The following is a 17,946-nucleotide window of genomic DNA, read 5'->3' as shown; positions in this document are numbered from 1 at the left end:
CGGGATATTATTATGAAAAACTATCATGCCCTGTCTGTTATTTTTGCTCTTCTGTTTCCCGCGCTGGCGAATGCGAGCATGAGCATCATGAAGGACCCCCCGGGAAAGGTTGTTGCCGTGGACCCGTGGTCCTATCTGGATGAAGAGGTTATGTGGACCTCAGCCCGCTCCTCCAATCCTGCCGGTGGCCGCGTTCATGGCCAACTGAAGATGAAATATGCCATTGAGGACAATAACTGGCGTAACAGCCATTTCCACAACGGGAATGATTCACTGACGTTTGTACAAGGCGTGATGCGACACGATGCGTTACCCGGTTGGTATCTGGCTTTCTCTGAGGGCAGAACCACCCACTATAACGGGACGTGGGAGGATCAGTCTTACCTCAGCCAAAACCAGTGGACTCAGTTGATCATCGGCCATGAATATTTTTACAAACGTCTGCGCTATGGCTGGGATGTCATGGGTGGAAGCGCCTCAATCGAGGACCGCTGGCAAGGCCGCGTTAAGTTCTTTACCGATCTTCGGGTTACGGACAATTTCTCATTCTTTAACTATTTGTATCAGCAGATCGATCACCGCCGCAGCGGTGGATCGCAAAATGACCGCGACGTGCGTTCATTTCAGATTGAGCCTGGCGTGCAATATATTATTAATAACACCACCGGCGTCTGGTTCCGCCAGCAATTTGCCTCTGCCATTTTAGACAGGGCGCAGTGGGGCGATATTGACGAAAAAAGCTGGACCACGTCTGTCGGCGTCTGGCGCAACTGGGGGAAATTATCCACAACGCTCAGCGGCGGGTATGGACATTATAAGAAATACAATGCGCAGCCTGAAGATGGCGAAGTCTTCCAGAATACCCGCAATCGCTTCCTGAAGGTATCGGCGAATTATCCTTTGACCTCTCGTTTTACCGTGTCCGGAGAAGTTACTGGCTCGTTGATAAAACAGGACGGAAGCTGGGTGACCCACGGTGAGGCTGTTACCACCGAATATAAGCTGATGCTGGATTATAACTTTTAAACCGTATGCCTGGATAATCCATGGCACCTGTTCACGCTTAAGCACTATTAAAAAAGTGACCTTCCCGCAGGTCACATTTAAAAAGTTAATTATTATTGAGGAAATGTCATGAATATCTGGACTCTTGGCGATGCAGTGGTGGATCTTCTACCGCTTTCAGACATGCAATATCAGGCCTGCGCAGGAGGTGCCCCGTTCAATGTGGCAATTGGCGCTGCGCGTCTGGGCTGCCAGAGTGGTTTTATTGGCCGGGTCGGTGAGGATGACTTTGGTTATTTTCTGAAGAAAACGCTGTCTGACGCAGGCGTTTCAACCGAAAGTCTGCAGTTGGATAATCAGCACAGAACCAGCACGGTATTGGTCTCTCTGGGCCGCGCTGGCGAGCGTGGATTTACCTTTTTAACCAACCCTTCCGCGGATCAATTTTTAACACCCGATGCGCTGCCCGACTTTAGCGACGATATTCTGCACTTCTGCTCTCTGGCCCTGGTCGCCGAAACGTGTCGTCATACGCTCGTCACCGCCATCAGCCATGTAAAACAGCGTGGGGGATTACTGAGTTTCGACGTGAATTTACGGGAGCAAATGTGGCCCGATAAGCATGAAATGCTCGAGACGGTGCGTCATTTCGCCGCCCAGGCCGACATTCTTAAACTCTCGGAAGAAGAGTGGCACTGGATGACAGGCTCTCACGATTTTTCCCATGCGCTTAACGCCCTCAACGCTCTGCCCGCGCAACTCAAAGTCGTGACCTACGGTGAGCAAGGTGCCATGGTGCTGTGGCGCGACAGCGTTATTCATTTCGACGGTTATACCGTCAACAGTGTTGATACAACCGGGGCTGGCGACGCGTTTGTCGCAGGGTTACTGGCCCGGATTGCACATCGCGGGATGCCGCAGAATGTTGAACAACTCCACCAGTCCATTGCTCAGGCCAGCGCCTGCGGTGCCCTCGCGACAACGCGCAAAGGGGCGCTGACCGCGCTACCTGATACCAACGCGCTCAATACCTTTATCACTCGATTCTCGCTACCGGATTACGAGGTGAAAAAGGGCTAAACAGGGTGAGAACATGTTTGGCTGGCGCGCGCATTTTCGTGCAGACGTGTACTCAAGTCATTTCAAACTTAGCAGGGAAGATGACAATGGCCGAATACGGGGGGCAAACAGGTCGCTGCAAAACTTCAGCTCCCCGCTTGCTGGTTCAGCCATGCGGATAATCCCTGCTTCGTGTTTACACCAGGTTCGCTTCTGGCATACCTCTCCCTGAGAAAAGGAAAGCATTTCACAGGGAGCCACGGTGATGCCGCAGACGGTGCCGCTGTATGATCTTACTGAACTTTCACGGCTTTTCCGTCTACCCAGACACGGCTGATGTTATTTCGCCTGGCGTTAAAGATGATTTTTTGCAGTTTATCTTCAGGCTGGTCTTCAGCAGGATGAATATAAATATCGCTTCCTGCAGCCCGGGTATCGATAACGATGGCATCGAACTGGTATCCGACCTCCAGCTTTCCTACAGGCAGCTCAAGCACGCCACCCGCACCGGCTGTCGCCAACCAGAATGCTTCCTTGAAGCTGACTGCCGAGCCTGGTCTGCCGCGGTGTTCCGGTTTGATACGGGCATCGACGCCATCATTCAGGGCTTTACTGGCGGTGATGGTATGGCGGCAGGCATCAAATACCGAGGGGCTATGGCCACCGGCAATATCGGTGCCTAACCCGACGTTCAGTCCACGGTCCAGCATTGCTCGCAGAGGGAATACTGCATTGGCAAAATAGAAATTTGAAAGGGGGCAGTGCGCGACGCCAGCCCCGGTTTTCTTAATCAGGTCAGCATCGTCATCTTCAATGTGGTTTGAATGCGCGAGGATGGTTTTTTGGGTCAACAGGCCAAAATCACGCAGCGCCACGGTGTCCGTTTTCCCCAGGCGTTCTTTAACGTAACCATGTTCCCAGTCACTTTCTGAGCAATGGGTTTGCACGTGGCAGCCTGTTTCTCTCGCCACTGTGCCCAGTCTTTTCAGCAGGTCGTCCGTGCAGGAGGGAATAAACCGCGGGGTGATAACCGGGAGCACACGTTTTGCCGTATTACCGGGTAACTCTGCGACAGCGCGAATAAATGCACGCGTTTCCGCCTCGGCCGATGCCGCCGTTTCGTCCCGATAATAGTCAGGGCACTGGGAGGGATCGTCCATCGCGACGCGGCCCACCAGGGCGCGCTGCCCCTGGGCCAGGCATATGCGGGCCAACTCGACGCTGCTTTCAGTGTGCAGGGTGGCGAAGTAGACGGCGGTGGTTGTGCCGTTCGCCAACAACGCGCTGACCAGTTCCGTATAATTTCGGCGGGCAAACTCGACGTCGGCGTATCTGGCTTCAAGCGGGAACGTGTAGTCATTCAGCCACTTCTCAAGCGGTTTATCCAGCGCCTTGCCCATCTGAGGCCACTGCGGGGCGTGGACATGCAAATCGATCAGGCCGGGCAGAAGATACTGGTCAGAAGAGAGTTCAGTGAGCTTACCCGCTTTACGGGCGGCGTCACGTACGTGCCGGAACGCGCCATCGTTATGTTGAATAATATCCACAATGGTACCGCTACCGTCGATACAGAACAGCGTGTCGGTGAAGTGAATCACATTTTCCTTTGATTCCGCCGTATAGCCCTGCGCGCTAACAACCCGTTGCCAGGGGAATGCGTGGTAGGTGTTCATCTGTTTGTCCTTTTTCACGATTATGCTTAAGGGAAAATGTCCCGGATGGCAGTAGGTTTTTTCAGGTCGCAGGATCCTGAACTATCCAGACCCCCGTGTTCTGCCTGATATCCGGTTTAATGGCGCCCTGGCGCTGGTTGTAGACAAAGGTGCCGGTCCTGTCGCTAAGGCAGGCGAGCGTGAGGGTAAACAGCGTCGTCTGGCCCTGAAAATCCTCCTCTGCTTCCAGAATGCCTACACTGTGTGCCAGGCCTGTTTGGCTTTTAAAAACTTCATAACGGTATTTCCCTTGCACCTTATTGCCTGTGCGCAAGATATGGCTGGTATACGTATCGTCAGTGAACTCCAGCCGGAGCAGGCTATCGGCATTGGGGTTTTGCACAGACCATAGCGGATCAGTTTTATTAATAAAGATTTTGCCGGAGAGCGTCTCCGGTACGTTGCAGGTCGCCTGAGCAAATAGCGGAAGCGCCAGCAGTACTGAAAGTAATGTTATCCTGAGTTTCATCTTATTTGTCCATATTTTTGCCGGAGGAGAGGTAGGGTATCTTCCGCGCATTCATTTTTATCCGTTAAAAATCCTGGCACAAAAATGAAATACATCAATAAATCGAAAGGTTAATAAGATGGCGAAAGTTGAGGCTATTAAAGAGATAGCAATGATTTATTCCGCTGGGCATGCTTTATAAGCCGAAGGGTGGATGCGGTAATGTGTCTGGCAGGGCATGATTAAGCAAAATGGCGAAATGACTGTTGTCTTATTGTCGGTTTGAATAGCTTTTTTATCGCGGCATTTTTCATATACTTCGTGTTGTGGTGAATCCCCCTGTGCGGTGGGGCATAATTTATAGGTTAACGTCATTATGCGGGCTTTGCTCACCGGGAGGCACCCGGCACCACACTGTTCTATTAAACGTTTATAAAAGAAGGTAGATATAACATCGCCACGACCCATATGAATAAGCCAGGAATTTTCAAAGGCCACGGCTCAAGGATAGCTATGCAAGCAAATGCACCTACCACGAGCAGAGGGCCTGATAACACGTTCAGGATCCCACCTAAAGTAAGTATCTTTCCTGGCAGTAATCTATTGAGTACTAATGAAATAATGTAAGCACTCATAGTAATGATGGAAAAGGCGATTGTTTTATCATGCCATGTGTCGAATTCAATCCAGCAAAGACTATAGGCAAAAATTAAATATGAGCAAAGAAGCAGGTTTATAATTGGGATGGTAAACTTACTCATATGACCCTGCCGTAGTGTTTGTTTTTTGGTTTTTCTATTGTTATTTTCTCAGTCTTGCGTGTATATCTGTGTCCGTGTCAACGATACCATAAACCCGATATCCATAATCTTGCGGTGCAGATAGCCCTCCCTTTATAAGTCCAGTCACGGTATCAGACGAGGAGATTATATTATATAATCTCCTCGCTATATCTTCTACGTCAGCCATAGTATCTCTTTAAATCTGTTATAAAGAGTAATATCAATGTGATATTAATGAAATTAAAGCAATTTATATAATCTACACAAGAAATTAAGAATTATTAGGGGCATTAATATTATCTTAAATGAGACAATAAGCGGTTTCATGCCAATCCCACGCACTCCACCGCTCAAACTAACTTAACTAAACACCGGCACCCCCAGCCCAACCTTCACCTCCCTCAGCGTCCCCTGCGTCACCGCCTGCGCCCGTTCCGTGCCGCGCTTCAGCATCGCCATCAGCTCCCCTTTATCCTGCATGTACATCGCCCTCCGTTCTCGCATCGGTGCAATCAGCTCCTGCAGGCACGCCTCAAGCTCGTTCTTGCATGCCCGATCACCCAGTCCGCCCGCCTGATAATGCGCCTTCATCGCTGCCACTTTGGCTTTGTCCGGATGAAACGCGTCGAGGTAGGTAAACACCACGTTTCCCTCAATCTGCCCCGGGTCGCTCACCTTCAGGTGGTTCGGGTCGGTGTACATGGCACTGACCGCACGGTGAATCGTCTCTTCACTGGCGGAAAGGTGCAGGGTGTTGCCCAGTGATTTCGACATCTTGGCGCTGCCGTCGATGCCGGGCAGGCGGCCGGTGTCGCTGAGCATCGCTTTGCAGTGGCGCAGCACCGGGGCAGGCAACAGGCTATTCATCTTGTGCACAATCTCATTGGTCTGCTCAATCATCGGCAGCTGGTCGTCGCCGACGGGGACGCACTCGGCTTTGAACGCAGTGATGTCCGCCGCCTGGCTGATGGGGTAGGCCATAAAACCAACCGGCAGCGAGCGGGCAAAGCCTTTCTGCGCAATCTCGTTTTTCACCGTCGGGTTACGCTCGACACGGGCGACGGTGACGATGTTCATATACAACATTGTCAGCTCGGCGAGAGCGGGCAGGGCGGACTGCAGGCAGAGTGTCGTCAGGTTCGGGTCGATGCCGGCGGCGAGGTAGTCGGCGAGCACTTCAGGGATGTTGTCGCGGATTTTTTGCGGGTTGCTGCCGTTGTCGGTCAGCCCCTGCAGGTCGGCAATCAATACATACTGGTTATGCGTCTGCTGTAGCGCCACGCGCTGGCGCAGCGAACCGACGAAATGGCCCAGGTGCAGCGGGCCGGTTGGGCGGTCGCCGGTGAGGATGGTTTGAACGTTCATAAAGACTCCTTAATGTGCAAGTGCCGAAAGGGGTCTTAGAAATGTAAAAGCCGCCTTTCGGCGGCTATTTGAAAATGGGGAAAACTACTCCGTGCCGCCTTTAAGAAGGCAGCCACCAGCGGTTTACGGTGAGCACGGCGTGGTTTATGTTCATGAAGTTACCGTACCACGTCTGGCGCAAAAAACAAAAGGGCACGTCATGCTGCAATCACTCAACCATCTGACCCTCGCGGTCAGCGACCTGCAAAAAAGCGTTACCTTCTGGCACGAGCTGCTGGGGCTGACGCTGCACGCCCGCTGGAATACCGGGGCCTATCTTACCTGCGGCGATCTGTGGGTCTGCCTGTCGTACGACGAGGCGCGCCAGTATGTGCCGCCGCAGGAGAGCGACTATACCCACTACGCGTTTACCGTTGCGGCGGAAGATTTTGAGCCGTTCTCGCACAAGCTGGAGCAGGCGGGCGTTACCGTCTGGAAGCAGAACAAAAGCGAGGGGGCATCGTTCTATTTTCTCGACCCGGACGGGCACAAGCTGGAGCTGCACGTGGGCAGCCTCGCCGCGCGGCTGGCGGCGTGCCGGGAGAAACCCTATGCCGGAATGGTCTTCACCTCAGACGAGGCTTGATGTCCGTACCTTCAGCCTGCCCGCCAGCGTCACGTGGGTGGCGGCATCTTCCTGATTGCACAGGTATTCCACCGCCAGCCGTCCCAGTTCGCTGTAGGGGAGCTGGATACTGGTCAGCGGTGGGGTGAGTTGCTCGGAGATCTTCTGGTCGTCGTAGCCCGCCAGCAGCATATCCTGCGGGATGCGCACGCCGTTTACCGCCAGCGCCTGATAGCAGCCGATCGCCAGCCAGTCGCTGGCGCAGAAGATGGCGTCCGGGCGTTTGTCCAGCGCCAGCAGAGAGGTGGTGGCGGTAAAGGATTCGCTGAACTGCCAGTTGGTCTGGCGCACCAGACTCTCGTCACAGGCTAAACCGGCCTGCTGTAAGGCGGCCTGATAGCCGGCCAGCCGCTGGCGGGAGGCCTCCATCCAGCTCTCGCCGGTGATGTGGGCGATACGCGTTGCACCGCAGGCGATCAGGTGTTTGGTCACCTGGAAGGCGTTGGCGTAGTCGTCCGGAATAAACGACGGCAGCAGCGGCGAGCCGGGATCGCGCTGATTGAGCAGCACCAGTGGAATGCGGGTGCAGTCCTGAAAAGCGGTCATGTCGACAAGCGTGGTAACGGGGGAGGCGAGGATAATCCCCACGCAGTTGCGCTTCTCCAGCTGGCGGATAATGTTCAGCGCCAGCTCTACGTCATCACCGTAGTCGTACACCGTCAGCAGCGCTTCGTTGCGCCATGCGGCTTCCCGCGCCTGGCTGATGGCATCGATAAAGGGATCAAAGCTTTGCAGGGAACTGACCAGCAGGGCGATTTCCTCCTGGTTGCGCGGGGCGTGAATGGCAGGCAGGCGGTCATAACCGAGCTCGGTCGCCACGCCGATCACCCGCTGGCGGGTCTCGTCGCTGAGCTTGATGTTACGGGACTGGTTGAGCACCAGCGATACCGTCGCCTGCGACACCCCCGCCGTCCGCGCAATATCGTTCATCGTGACTTTTGTTTTTCGCTTCATCCGTCCTCTCCCTCTCGCGACACCGCATCATACCCTAACTATTCGCTTACGCGCCGTCGATCACGTTTCTTATTCGCGCCTGCATGAACTTTGTGAAGGCTGTCGCTTTTCGGAGCGTCATGAATTGCGCATTTATCCCGCAGCTAATATTTATTAGCTAAATATTATCAGTAAGAGGACGCGTAATGAAAGAGCAGTGGAGCAGGGAGCAGGCACAGGCGTGGTATGAACAAAAAGGCTGGCTGTGTGGGTTTAACTATTTACCGTCAACGGCGGTGAACTGGACCGATATCTGGCAGGAAGAGACCTTTGATATCAGCACCATCGATCGTGAACTGGGTTGGGCGGCGGAGGCGGGCTACAACACCCTGCGCATCAACCTGCCGTTTATTGTCTGGGAACACGACCGCGACGGCCTGATGGCGCGCATCGACGCGTTTCTGGCGATGGCCGACAGCCACGGGTTCAGCACCATGCTGACCCTGATGGACGATTGCGGTTTCTCCGGCGATGAACCGTATCTGGGGCCGCAAAAGCCGCCGGTACCGGGCAAGCACAACAGCCAGGCGGCAGCGAGCCCGGGGCGCGATAAAGTCTGCGATCCCGACTGCTGGCCGCAGATTGAGCGCTATATCCGCGACGTTATCCGCCAGTTCCGCGACGATGAGCGCGTACTGCTGTGGGATCTGTATAACGAGCCGGGCAACCGCGGCATTTTTGCGACCGGTACGCAGGAGGTGCAGTACGACGCGAAGCTGGAGACCTGCGCGCATGAGCTGATGAAGCTGGCGTTCCGGTGGGGGCGTGAAGAGGATCCCACTCAGCCGCTCACCGTCTGCGCGTGGCGTCTGCCGGCGGAAGAGGAGGGCGAGACGTTTTATCAGCATCCGCTGGATCAAACCGCGCTGGCGCTATCCGACGTGGTGAGCTTCCACGCTTACACCAACACCGGACGCATGACCGCGATTATCCAGCAGCTGCAGGCAATTGGGCGGCCAATCTTCTGCACCGAATGGCTGGCCCGCCACGTGGGCAGCACCCTCGAGGAGCAGCTCCCGCTGATGTACACGGCGAAGGTCGCGCCGTATCAGTGGGGGCTGGTGCGCGGTAAAACCCAGACGTGGCTGCCGTGGCCGGTGGTGATGAAGGAGTCTACGGACTACTGCCGCCTCTGGTTCCACGACGTCTTTGAGGAGAACGGTATCCCGTTCTCGCGCAGTGAAATGGCCTTAATGAAGAAGCTCCGTAAGATCGCCCCGAAAGCGCAGGGCTAATAATATCGACCCGGCGGCCTGCCGCCGGGCAACCAGGTACGCACTATGGCAATGACAATGAAAATACCGTCTCGCGAGTTGTGGTCTTATTTTGGTTATGGATTAGGTCAGTGTTTTAGCTTTGGTTTAGTGGGTTCGTTTATTAACTATTTTTACACCGACGTGCTGGGGATTTCGGCGCTGGCGGCGAGTACCATCTTCCTGATTGCCCGCGCGTGGGATGCGGTTCACGACCCGCTATTTGCCAGCATAATGGACACTATTAACACCCGGTTCGGCAAGTTTCGCCACTTTTTGCTGATCGCCCCGTTACTCATTACCGGCGTCACGCTGCTGTCGTTCTATAAAATCGAAGCGGACATGACCACCAAAATTCTCTACGCCGGGGTGACGTACATTCTGTGGGGAACGCTGTACGCCATCTCTGATATCCCGTTCTGGTCGATGTCGTCGGTGATGACTAACGACTCCGGGCAGCGCACCCGCGCGGTGACGGCGGCCATGCTGGGGGTTAACGCCGGGATCGCCTGCGCCAACATTTTCTTCCCGAAACTGGCGGCGTTCTTCGCCCAGTACAGCAACGACAAAGGCTATTTTATGGCGGCGCTGGTGATGATGCTGGTCGGCCTGCCGCTGATGCTCAACGGCTTTATGCAGATTAAGGAGCGTGTGCCGCCGAGTCCGGAAAAGGTGACGATACGTGACACCTTCCATAACCTGCGCCAGAACAAGCCGCTGTTTATCGTTCTGCTGTCGTTCTTCTTCTGCGTGTTCCATAACGTTGCCGGCGGCCTCTACATCTACTTCTTTATCAACAATATGGGTGACGGTAGCCTGCAGATGGCGATCGGCGTGATGGGGATTATGGCGGCGGTGGTGTGTCTCGTCGCCCCGATGCTGACGCGCAGGATGCAGAAGCGGAAGCTGTTTATGATCCTCTGCGGACTGGATGTCGCGGTACGCGTGGTGATGTGGTTTGTGGGTTATCAGCAGACGGCGATGCTGTTTATCCTGCTTGGCCTGAGTACGCTGTTTGTGATGATGTCCAACATTCTCACCTCGTCGATGATTGCCGACACCATCGAGTATGCGGAGTACCACACCCACAAGCGCTGTGCGGCGATCACCTTCTCCGGACAGACCTTTACCGGCAAGATGTCGGTGGCGGTCGGCGGTGGGTTAATCGGCGTGTTTTTGACGATGATCGGCTATGTCCCGCAGGCGCAAACCCAGAGTGACGGCGTGCTGTCGGGGCTGTTCTTTGGTATCTGTCTGCTGCCCGCCATCGGCTCGCTGATCCGGCTTGGGTTTATGTCGCGCTTTACCTTTACCGAGGAGAAGCATGCGGAGATTTGTCGGTTACTGGCGGAACGTCAGCACGAGAAAGCGCAGCAACGTGAGGGCGAGGAAAATCTGGCGCGCCCGGCCACGGTGAATTAAACATTAACGCCTGCATGGCAGGCGTTATGTCTTTTACTCTCCTGTGAGCTCAATCCGGTTGCCGTCCGGGTCCGCAATCACCGCTTCATAAAACCCATCCCCGGTCTTGCGGGGGGCGCTGAGCAGGGTGCCGTTTGACTGCGCTTGCGCCGCCATACGGTCCACATCAGCCTGGCTGCCGACGTGAATGGCGATATGCGCCCAGCCAATAAACTCCGGATGAGCCGGGGCGTCGGGCAGGTCCGGCACCGTCATCAGTTCAAGGGTTGGCCCGCCATCCAGAGTAATAAAATGTGACGCAAAGCCCGGGCGATTTTTGCTGAGGTAGCGTTCATTACGGCGTCCGCCAAAAACCGTTTCCCAGAACTGTACCTGTGCATCAAGGTGTCGGGTCCAAAGTGCAACATGGGCAATGTTCATTGTTATCCTCGCGGTGAGTGCTGATTGACAGAGCACGCGCAGTGCAACATTATGCGCTTTGATGCTCGGTTTTGTTATTTTAAAGGACTTATAATGCTCGATTATGCTGCTTTTCCGGAGCAACGACAAGCGCTGATCCGTCAGATCCTTCAGGAAAGCGGAAGGGTGGTGTGCACCGAACTGGCGACACAAATGAAGGTCTCCGAACACACCATTCGCCGTGATTTACATGAGCTTAGCAAAGAGGGCTTCTGTAAAAAGGTCTACGGTGGCGCGGTACTTCAGCTGCCGGATGCGGGGACATTTAGCCGCCGCGAGCAGGAAAACAGTGCACAAAAAGCCACAATCGCGCAGAAAGCTGCAACGCTGATCAAAGCAGGTGGCTGTATCTTTATGGATACGGGCACCACCAACCTGGCGCTGGCGAAAGCCCTTCCTGCCGAACTCAGCGTGACGGTGGTGACCAACTCCCCGGCCATCGCGACCGCGCTGCTGCAACATCCGCTGTGTGAGGTGATCATCACTGGTGGGCAGATCCAGCGGGCGTCTGGCGCGACGGTGGGTGCCACGGCTGCAAGCCAGCTTGAGGGGATTATCTTTGATCAGGCCTTTATCGGTGGCTGTGCGATGGATCCTGAGATGGGGCTGACCGGTTTTGATTTTGCCGACTGTGCGTTCAAAAAAGCGGTGATCGCCCAGAGCAACCAGACCATCGTGGCGTTGACTGCTGACAAGCTTCCCGGCGTGGCGCGCTTTGTCGTGGCAAAGAGCCGGGACATTGATGTGCTGGTGGTGGACGCGAATATTAAACAGGACGTTATCGACGCGTTTGCGGCGCAGGATGTTCGCATTGTGTGCGCCTGAGGACTTTGACCGGTAAAACAGGCTACACTCTGGTTTTGAGCGCTAAATGCTGAGGACATAACAATGCACTACACACTGAAAGAAGGCGATAAGGATAAAGCGGAAGGGTCAAACGGCGCGGGCGCGCTGCAGCAAAAACTGCTCGAGTCCCGCTCGATTGTTATCTCCGGTGAGATCAACCAGGAACTGGCGCAAAAAGTCATTACCCAACTGATCCTGCTGCAAAGCGTGAGCAACGATCCGATCAAGCTGTACATCAACAGCCAGGGTGGCCACGTGGAAGCGGGTGATACCATCCATGACTTCATCAAGTTCATCCGTCCGGACGTACACATCATCGGCACCGGCTGGGTGGCGAGCGCCGGGATCACCATCTTCCTGGCGGCGAAAAAAGAGCACCGCTACTCTCTGCCCAACACCCGCTTTATGATCCACCAGCCGCTGGGTGGCGTGCGTGGTCAGGCGACGGATATTGAGATTGAAGCGCGTGAGATCATCCGCATGCTGGATCGCGTGAACAAGCTGATTGCTGACGCCACCGGCCAGCCGCTGGAAAAAGTGAAAAAAGACACCGACCGCAACTTCTGGATGTCTCCGGCAGAAGCGCTGGACTACGGCATTGTGGGTAAACTGATTACGCATTATGACGATCTGAAGCTGGATTGATCCCTCAGGGCCGGACGTTTGCGCCGGCCTTCTCCTCTCGTTTGACCCATGACAAGTTCCCCCTTGACCGTCTCCCCTATAATCGCGCCTGTTTACCCTCTCACTGGTGCTACCCATGGCGTATCAACTGAACCTGAACTGGCCGGAATTTCTTGAAAAATACTGGCAGAAACAACCCGTAGTGCTGAAAAATGCCTTCCCTGATTTTGTCGACCCGATTACCCCGGACGAACTGGCAGGGCTGGCGATGGAGCCTGAAGTCGATAGCCGTCTGGTCAGCCATTCAAACGGTAAATGGCAGGCCAGCAATGGTCCGTTTGAGCACTTCGATGGCCTGGGCGAAACCGGCTGGTCGCTGCTGGCGCAGGCGGTAAACCACTGGCACATGCCTGCCGCGGAGCTGGTGCGCCCGTTCCGCGTCTTGCCAGACTGGCGTCTGGATGACCTGATGATCTCCTTCTCTGTCCCTGGCGGCGGCGTGGGTCCGCATATCGATCAGTACGATGTGTTTATCATTCAGGGGATGGGAAGCCGCCGCTGGCGCGTGGGTGACAAGCTGCCAATGCGCCAGTTCTGCCCGCATCCGGCACTGCTGCACGTTGATCCGTTTGAGCCGATCATCGACGAAGATCTGGCCCCGGGCGATATCCTCTACATTCCACCAGGCTTCCCGCACGACGGCTTTACCCACGAAACGGCGCTCAACTACTCCGTCGGTTTCCGCGGGCCGAACGGCCGCGATCTGATCAGCAGCTTTGCCGATTACGCGCTGGAAAACGATCTGGGCGGCGAGCACTACAGCGATCCGGATCTGACCTGCCGCGAACACCCTGGACGCGTGGAACAGTACGAGCTGGATCGTATTCGCCAGATGATGATCGACATGATCAGCAAGCCTGATGATTTCACGAAATGGTTCGGTAGCTTTGTCTCGACGCCGCGCCATGAGCTGGATATTGCCACCGCGGAACCGCCGTACACGGCAGAAGAAGTGCTTGATGCATTGCAGGGTGGCGAAACGCTGTCTCGCCTGAGCGGTCTGCGCGTGTTGAATATCAACGGCAGCGTCTTCATCAACAGCGAACTGCTGGAAACGGTAGATGCGAAGGCTGCGGACGTGCTGTGTCGCTACACGGAACTCGGCCAGGCTGAGCTGGGCGAGGCGCTGAACAATCCGGCGTTTATTGACGAACTGACCGGACTGATTAACCAGGGCTACTGGTTCTTCGACGAGTAACGGCTGGCGGCGTTTAGCCAGGCTAAACGCCGCCTCGTTCAGACCAGCATATTACAGGCTTTCCAGTAATTCAGGAGCCGCTCATCGTCGCGCTCCTTCTCTGCTTTTGTTTTCATCGCCTGCGCCAGATTTTCACGCGACAGCTCGTGGCCTTTTTGCACAATGTCTAAAACCGCTTCACCAAGAGCCAGTGAAATTTCTGTACGATTATTACGAATATTACGAATATTACGAATCGTCATTAATGCCTCCTCGTTGGTTGCGATAATGTAATTATGAAATAAAAAATAAACTGCGAGAATAATTCATCTTATTCTTATTTTTTCATTATGCTTCACTATGCCTCGCGGTAGCCATAATATCCTTTTGTGTCAATGATGTTTCAAAATGCTAATAAGCGCCCGTAAGCCAAATTTATGCGCTACAGTTAATTCCGTGCAACGGCCAAATAACCAAAACGGGAGAATTATTATGGTAGATAAAAACGCAATTATGGATCACGCTCAGGTTGTCGCCAGCTGCGGAACGCACGTCGGTGTTGTGGACCATCTGGATGGCGAGCGTATAAAGCTTGCGAAAAACGATCCGGAATCCGGTGGGAAGCACCACTTTATACCGCTCGGTTGGGTGGACAAAGTGGATGATAATAAAGTTGTCCTGACCAAAAACCATAAAGAGGTTTTTGCTGAGTGGCAGCAAGCATAAATATATCTCTTTAACTGAAATATATTTCTTCGCTCCGGCTCAGACCGGAGCGTAATACGTTTTATGCCCAGTGATTGCTGCCACCACCAATGAATGGTACTGTTTCGTTTGTCCTTTCCCCGATGCAGGCACCGTCATATGCTCCAGCGTGAAAATAGATCAGCGAAACGCCTGTTTTTTGTTGAGGATTTTCAGATATTCGGTGAGCGCTACGGCATCGACTACCGGTTCCCGCAGTTAAAAGATGCGCAGGTCAACAACCGCGCCGTGCTGCAGGGGAATGTGGAAGAGATGACGCTTTCATCCGGCATTTCACTGACCCACTCCAACGTTCGCGTTTTACAACCTTACGAAACCACCTCTCGCCATAGCAGCCCACTCTATATGCTGGTGGTGCTGGAAGGGGGCGTCACGATCGCGCTCAATGGCGTTGAATATGTCGTACGATCCGGCATGGCCTTCAGCTCCCGCCTGAGTGAAGAGCAGATAATGTGCGCGCGTCACGATGCCGACAGCACGCTGAAAACGCTCTCGTTTGGTCTGTTCCCACACGATGCCAGGCGTGAGGCCCTGCTTGAGTCGCTGCTCCAGGAATGGCAAAGCCTGAATGCGCCCACCCTGGTCTGGCACGTTCCTGAGTTTGTCCTTGCGGGGATCCAGCATGCTCAGCAGCAGGGTCTAAGCGCATTATCCCGTCAGCTGTTGCTGGAAGGGCTGATGTATCAGCTTCTGGGCCAGGGTTTGGCGCAGCGCCAGCAATCCTTCCCGTGCCGGCCTGAGCATGCGCGTCTTGAACGCGTGCGCAGCAGGCTGGAACAGTCTCCGGAGCAGGATCATACTCTTGCGCAGCTGGCCGCCCTCGCCGCCATGAGCCCGAGCAGCCTGCGCAGCAAGTTTCGTCAACGCTACGGCTGCACCCTTTTCGATTACCTGCGTGAATGTCGGCTCGCGCTGGCGCGTCGCTATCTGCTTGAAGGCTATAGCGTGCAACAGGCGGCGTGGATGTGTGGCTATCAGCACGCCACCAATTTCGCTACCGCGTTTCGTCGCCATTACGGTATTGCACCGGGCGACGTGCGCAAACGCCGCTAACCTACTTTCTCTCTTCGCGCGAACGCAACCCGTGCGGTTTAGCACCGCGCATACGTATCCTGGCGGCGCGCATAGCTGTTTGCTCTCTCAAAAAGGTAATAATTCTTATTAACAATAAGAAATGCCTTTGGAGAGGGTTATGTTTGCTAAGTCACGTCTGGCACTGCTGGTGGGATGGGTTACCGGTAGCGTCGCTTTTCCTTTGCTGGCGCAGGATGCCCAAAAAACGGACACCGTTGTGGTCACGTCGCAAATGCAATCTGCTGCCACCAAGCTTGAAACGCCGGATATAGAGACTCCGCAGTCGGTCTCAATCGTTACCCGCGAGCAGTTTGAAGAGCAGGGCGCGACCAGCGTGCGCCAGGCGGTGAGTTACACGCCGGGGGTTTACAGCAACCAGATTGGCGCGTCAAACCGCTTCGACTACATGGTGCTGCGCGGTTTCTCCGACGGCAGTCTGGATAACGTCTACCTCGACGGCCTGAAGATGATGGGAGACACCAACTCTCACAGCTCGCTGGTGGTGGATCCCTGGTTCCTCGACAATATCGAGGTGGTGCGTGGCCCGGCCTCCGTGCTGTACGGCCGTTCATCGCCGGGCGGTATCGTGGCGCTGACCTCCCGCAAGCCGTCGTTCGATCCGGGCGGGGAGATTAAGCTATTTGCCGGGAACAATAACCAGCGGGGGGCGATGTTCGACGTTACCGGTCCGGTCGATAATAACGACCGCGTGGCGGTGCGCCTCAGCGGGATGACCCGCTATGCCGATTCCCAGTTTGATCCGCTGAAGGAAGCGCGCTACGCGCTGATGCCGAGCCTGACCTGGCGCATCACTGATAACACGCGTCTGGATCTGATGGCCTATCTGCACCGCGATCCGGAAGGAGGGAGCCACTCCGGCCTGCCTTATGACGGCACCGTGGTGCCGCATAACGGTAAGAAAATCACCAACACCTTCTTTGAAGGTGAGGATGATTACGACAAGTACGATCGTCGGGAAAACATGGTGGGCTACAACATTGAGCACATGTTCGACAGCGGCTGGACGGTGCGCCAGAAGCTGCGCTATCTGCACACCAAAGTGGAGCTGAATCAGGTATATGCCGCGGGCTGGCTGAACGATACCGAGCTCAACCGCGGCTATTCCGGTTCTGACGAGAAGATGAATGCCATCACGCTGGATAACCAGGTCGACGGCAGTTTCGATACCGGGGCAGTTAACCACCGCGTGCTGATTGGCCTGGATTATCAGGACCGTACCAATAACGTGACCGGCTACTACGGCGGTTTCCCGCCCATTGACGCGTTCCACCCGGTTTACGGTGCGAAACCGGATTACATCACCCAGTACAGCAAGGAAAAACATAAGCTGCGCCAGACCGGGTACTACCTGCAGGATCAGATGTCCATTGACCGCTGGCGCCTGACGCTGGGCGGGCGTTATGACCAGGTAAGCGTGTCGAACGTTGATAACGTTAACCATACCCGCAGCGACCTGGATAAGAACAACGTCAGCAGCCGCGCGGCGTTGCTGTATCTGTTTGATAACGGTGTCGCGCCGTACGTCAGCTACTCCACGGCCTTTACGCCGACCAGCTTCGCCGATGAGCAGGGCAACATTCTGGACCCGATGAAAGGCAAGCAGTGGGAAGCGGGCGTGAAGTATGAACCCGAGGGGATGAACAGCCAGTTCAGCGCCTCGGTGTTCCGCATCAACCAGAAGAATATCGCCACCAAAGAGGAGCCGACCGATCCGTACCGTTCCATCGGTGAGATCGAGTCCGAGGGCGTTGAGCTGGAAGCGGTGGGTCAACTGACCGACAGCCTGCGCATGCAGGCGGCGTACACCTATACCGACATTCGCTACAAGAAGAGCACCCCGGAAGAGGAGGGCAAGCGCGCCGTCTATGCGCCGCGGAATATGGCCAGTGCCTGGCTCAGCTACGACGTGAAAACGGGCCCGCTGGACGGCCTGACCGTCGGCTCCGGCGTTCGTTACGTCAACGGCATTACCAGCGATCGCCAGAACACCCATACGCTGCCGTCGTATACGCTGGTGGATATGGTGGTGGGGTATGACCTGTCGAAGGTGGGGCTCACGGGTATGAGCGCGCAGCTGAACGTCAATAATCTGACCGATAAACGCTATGTGGCGGCGTGTAACTCGCTCTCCTACTGCTATTTCGGCGCGGAACGCAGTATCGTTGGCAGCGTTTCATGGACGTTTTGAGTCGGTGACAGTGCCGGGCGGCGGTGACG

Annotated in this window: 17 protein-coding genes and 1 pseudogene; 11 read left to right on the top strand and 7 right to left on the bottom strand. The window is 55.1% G+C overall.

Annotated features, from left to right (window positions below):
- Positions 1-12 precede the first annotated feature (12 nt).
- Together QRN24_RS13120 and QRN24_RS13115 are read left to right on the top strand one after the other, a co-directional pair.
- Positions 13-1,026, top strand: a complete 1,014-nt coding sequence (locus tag QRN24_RS13120; protein WP_284942778.1) for an OmpG porin family protein — start codon at positions 13-15, stop codon at positions 1,024-1,026.
- Positions 1,027-1,134: 108 nt separating this feature from the next.
- On the top strand, positions 1,135-2,085 hold the full coding sequence (locus QRN24_RS13115) for a PfkB family carbohydrate kinase (RefSeq protein ID WP_284942777.1): 951 nt from the start codon (positions 1,135-1,137) through the stop codon (positions 2,083-2,085).
- Between the two features lie 272 nt (positions 2,086-2,357).
- Here the strand turns inward: QRN24_RS13115 and guaD are convergent, their stop codons facing one another.
- The 4 genes and pseudogenes from guaD to trpS all read right to left on the bottom strand — a co-directional run bounded on the left by guaD (position 2,358) and on the right by trpS (position 6,371).
- Positions 2,358-3,737 carry a guanine deaminase gene (gene guaD / locus QRN24_RS13110; RefSeq protein WP_284942776.1) on the bottom strand — a complete coding sequence of 460 codons (1,380 nt, stop codon included), beginning with the start codon at positions 3,735-3,737 and terminating at the stop codon, positions 2,358-2,360.
- Between the two features lie 61 nt (positions 3,738-3,798).
- Complete coding sequence (locus tag QRN24_RS13105; RefSeq protein ID WP_284942775.1) at positions 3,799-4,245, bottom strand: hypothetical protein; 447 nt, start codon at positions 4,243-4,245, stop codon at positions 3,799-3,801.
- Between the two features lie 781 nt (positions 4,246-5,026).
- A pseudogene (locus QRN24_RS22730) lies at positions 5,027-5,193 on the bottom strand (hypothetical protein); the annotation flags it as partial.
- A 173-nt stretch (positions 5,194-5,366) separates the two neighbouring features.
- A complete protein-coding gene (gene trpS / locus QRN24_RS13100) occupies positions 5,367-6,371 on the bottom strand; it encodes a tryptophan--tRNA ligase (RefSeq protein WP_014168444.1) in 1,005 nt (334 codons plus the stop codon).
- Between the two features lie 199 nt (positions 6,372-6,570).
- On the opposite strand from trpS, the gene fosA reads away from it, so the two are divergent.
- Positions 6,571-6,996, top strand: a complete 426-nt coding sequence (gene fosA, locus QRN24_RS13095; protein ID WP_047743480.1) for a FosA/FosA2 family fosfomycin resistance glutathione transferase — start codon at positions 6,571-6,573, stop codon at positions 6,994-6,996.
- On the opposite strand, the gene QRN24_RS13090 is transcribed toward fosA, so the two are convergent.
- The gene (locus QRN24_RS13090) at positions 6,982-7,989 is read right to left on the bottom strand and encodes a LacI family DNA-binding transcriptional regulator (RefSeq protein ID WP_163327017.1); all 1,008 of its coding nucleotides are present in this window, start codon (positions 7,987-7,989) and stop codon (positions 6,982-6,984) included. The genes fosA and QRN24_RS13090 overlap by 15 nt on opposite strands.
- Before the next feature lie 185 nt (positions 7,990-8,174).
- On the opposite strand from QRN24_RS13090, the gene QRN24_RS13085 reads away from it, so the two are divergent.
- Together QRN24_RS13085 and QRN24_RS13080 are read left to right on the top strand one after the other, a co-directional pair.
- Positions 8,175-9,263 (top strand): cellulase family glycosylhydrolase, encoded by a 1,089-nt coding sequence (locus tag QRN24_RS13085; RefSeq protein WP_284942774.1) that lies wholly within the window; start codon positions 8,175-8,177, stop codon positions 9,261-9,263.
- A 45-nt stretch (positions 9,264-9,308) separates the two neighbouring features.
- A complete protein-coding gene (locus QRN24_RS13080; protein ID WP_020885339.1) occupies positions 9,309-10,703 on the top strand; it encodes an MFS transporter in 1,395 nt (464 codons plus the stop codon).
- A 33-nt stretch (positions 10,704-10,736) separates the two neighbouring features.
- Here QRN24_RS13080 and QRN24_RS13075 read toward each other — a convergent pair whose 3' ends face one another.
- A complete protein-coding gene (locus tag QRN24_RS13075; protein ID WP_183516792.1) occupies positions 10,737-11,123 on the bottom strand; it encodes a VOC family protein in 387 nt (128 codons plus the stop codon).
- Between the two features lie 93 nt (positions 11,124-11,216).
- Here QRN24_RS13075 and QRN24_RS13070 point away from each other — a divergent pair, with 93 nt between their 5' ends.
- The 3 genes from QRN24_RS13070 (at position 11,217) to QRN24_RS13060 (ending at position 13,890) form a co-directional block, all read left to right on the top strand.
- The gene (locus tag QRN24_RS13070) at positions 11,217-11,987 is read left to right on the top strand and encodes a DeoR/GlpR family DNA-binding transcription regulator (protein ID WP_020885337.1); all 771 of its coding nucleotides are present in this window, start codon (positions 11,217-11,219) and stop codon (positions 11,985-11,987) included.
- A 63-nt stretch (positions 11,988-12,050) separates the two neighbouring features.
- On the top strand, positions 12,051-12,653 hold the full coding sequence (locus tag QRN24_RS13065) for an ATP-dependent Clp protease proteolytic subunit (protein ID WP_014168451.1): 603 nt from the start codon (positions 12,051-12,053) through the stop codon (positions 12,651-12,653).
- A gap of 115 nt (positions 12,654-12,768) precedes the next feature.
- Positions 12,769-13,890, top strand: coding sequence for a ribosomal protein uL16 3-hydroxylase (locus QRN24_RS13060; protein ID WP_025205676.1), 1,122 nt, complete (start codon positions 12,769-12,771; stop codon positions 13,888-13,890).
- 38 nt (positions 13,891-13,928) lie between these two features.
- Here QRN24_RS13060 and QRN24_RS13055 read toward each other — a convergent pair whose 3' ends face one another.
- Entirely contained in the window at positions 13,929-14,132 is a 204-nt protein-coding gene (locus tag QRN24_RS13055; protein ID WP_160890578.1) for a DUF2767 family protein, read from the bottom strand.
- A gap of 229 nt (positions 14,133-14,361) precedes the next feature.
- Between QRN24_RS13055 and QRN24_RS13050 the strand changes: the two genes are divergently transcribed.
- From QRN24_RS13050 to foxA, 3 genes are all read left to right on the top strand, one after another.
- Positions 14,362-14,595, top strand: a complete 234-nt coding sequence (locus QRN24_RS13050; protein ID WP_284942773.1) for a DUF2171 domain-containing protein — start codon at positions 14,362-14,364, stop codon at positions 14,593-14,595.
- Positions 14,596-14,733: 138 nt separating this feature from the next.
- Complete coding sequence (locus QRN24_RS13045) at positions 14,734-15,687, top strand: AraC family transcriptional regulator (RefSeq protein ID WP_041162409.1); 954 nt, start codon at positions 14,734-14,736, stop codon at positions 15,685-15,687.
- A 121-nt stretch (positions 15,688-15,808) separates the two neighbouring features.
- The gene (gene foxA / locus QRN24_RS13040; RefSeq protein WP_284942772.1) at positions 15,809-17,917 is read left to right on the top strand and encodes a ferrioxamine B receptor FoxA; all 2,109 of its coding nucleotides are present in this window, start codon (positions 15,809-15,811) and stop codon (positions 17,915-17,917) included.
- Positions 17,918-17,946 lie beyond the last annotated feature (29 nt).

Source organism: Enterobacter sp. MEB024, assembly GCF_030209635.1.
GTDB classification, from domain to species: Bacteria; Pseudomonadota; Gammaproteobacteria; order Enterobacterales; family Enterobacteriaceae; genus Enterobacter; species Enterobacter ludwigii.
The sequence above is the reverse complement of the archived record's forward strand: the minus strand, read 5'-3'. Positions and strand labels throughout refer to the sequence as shown.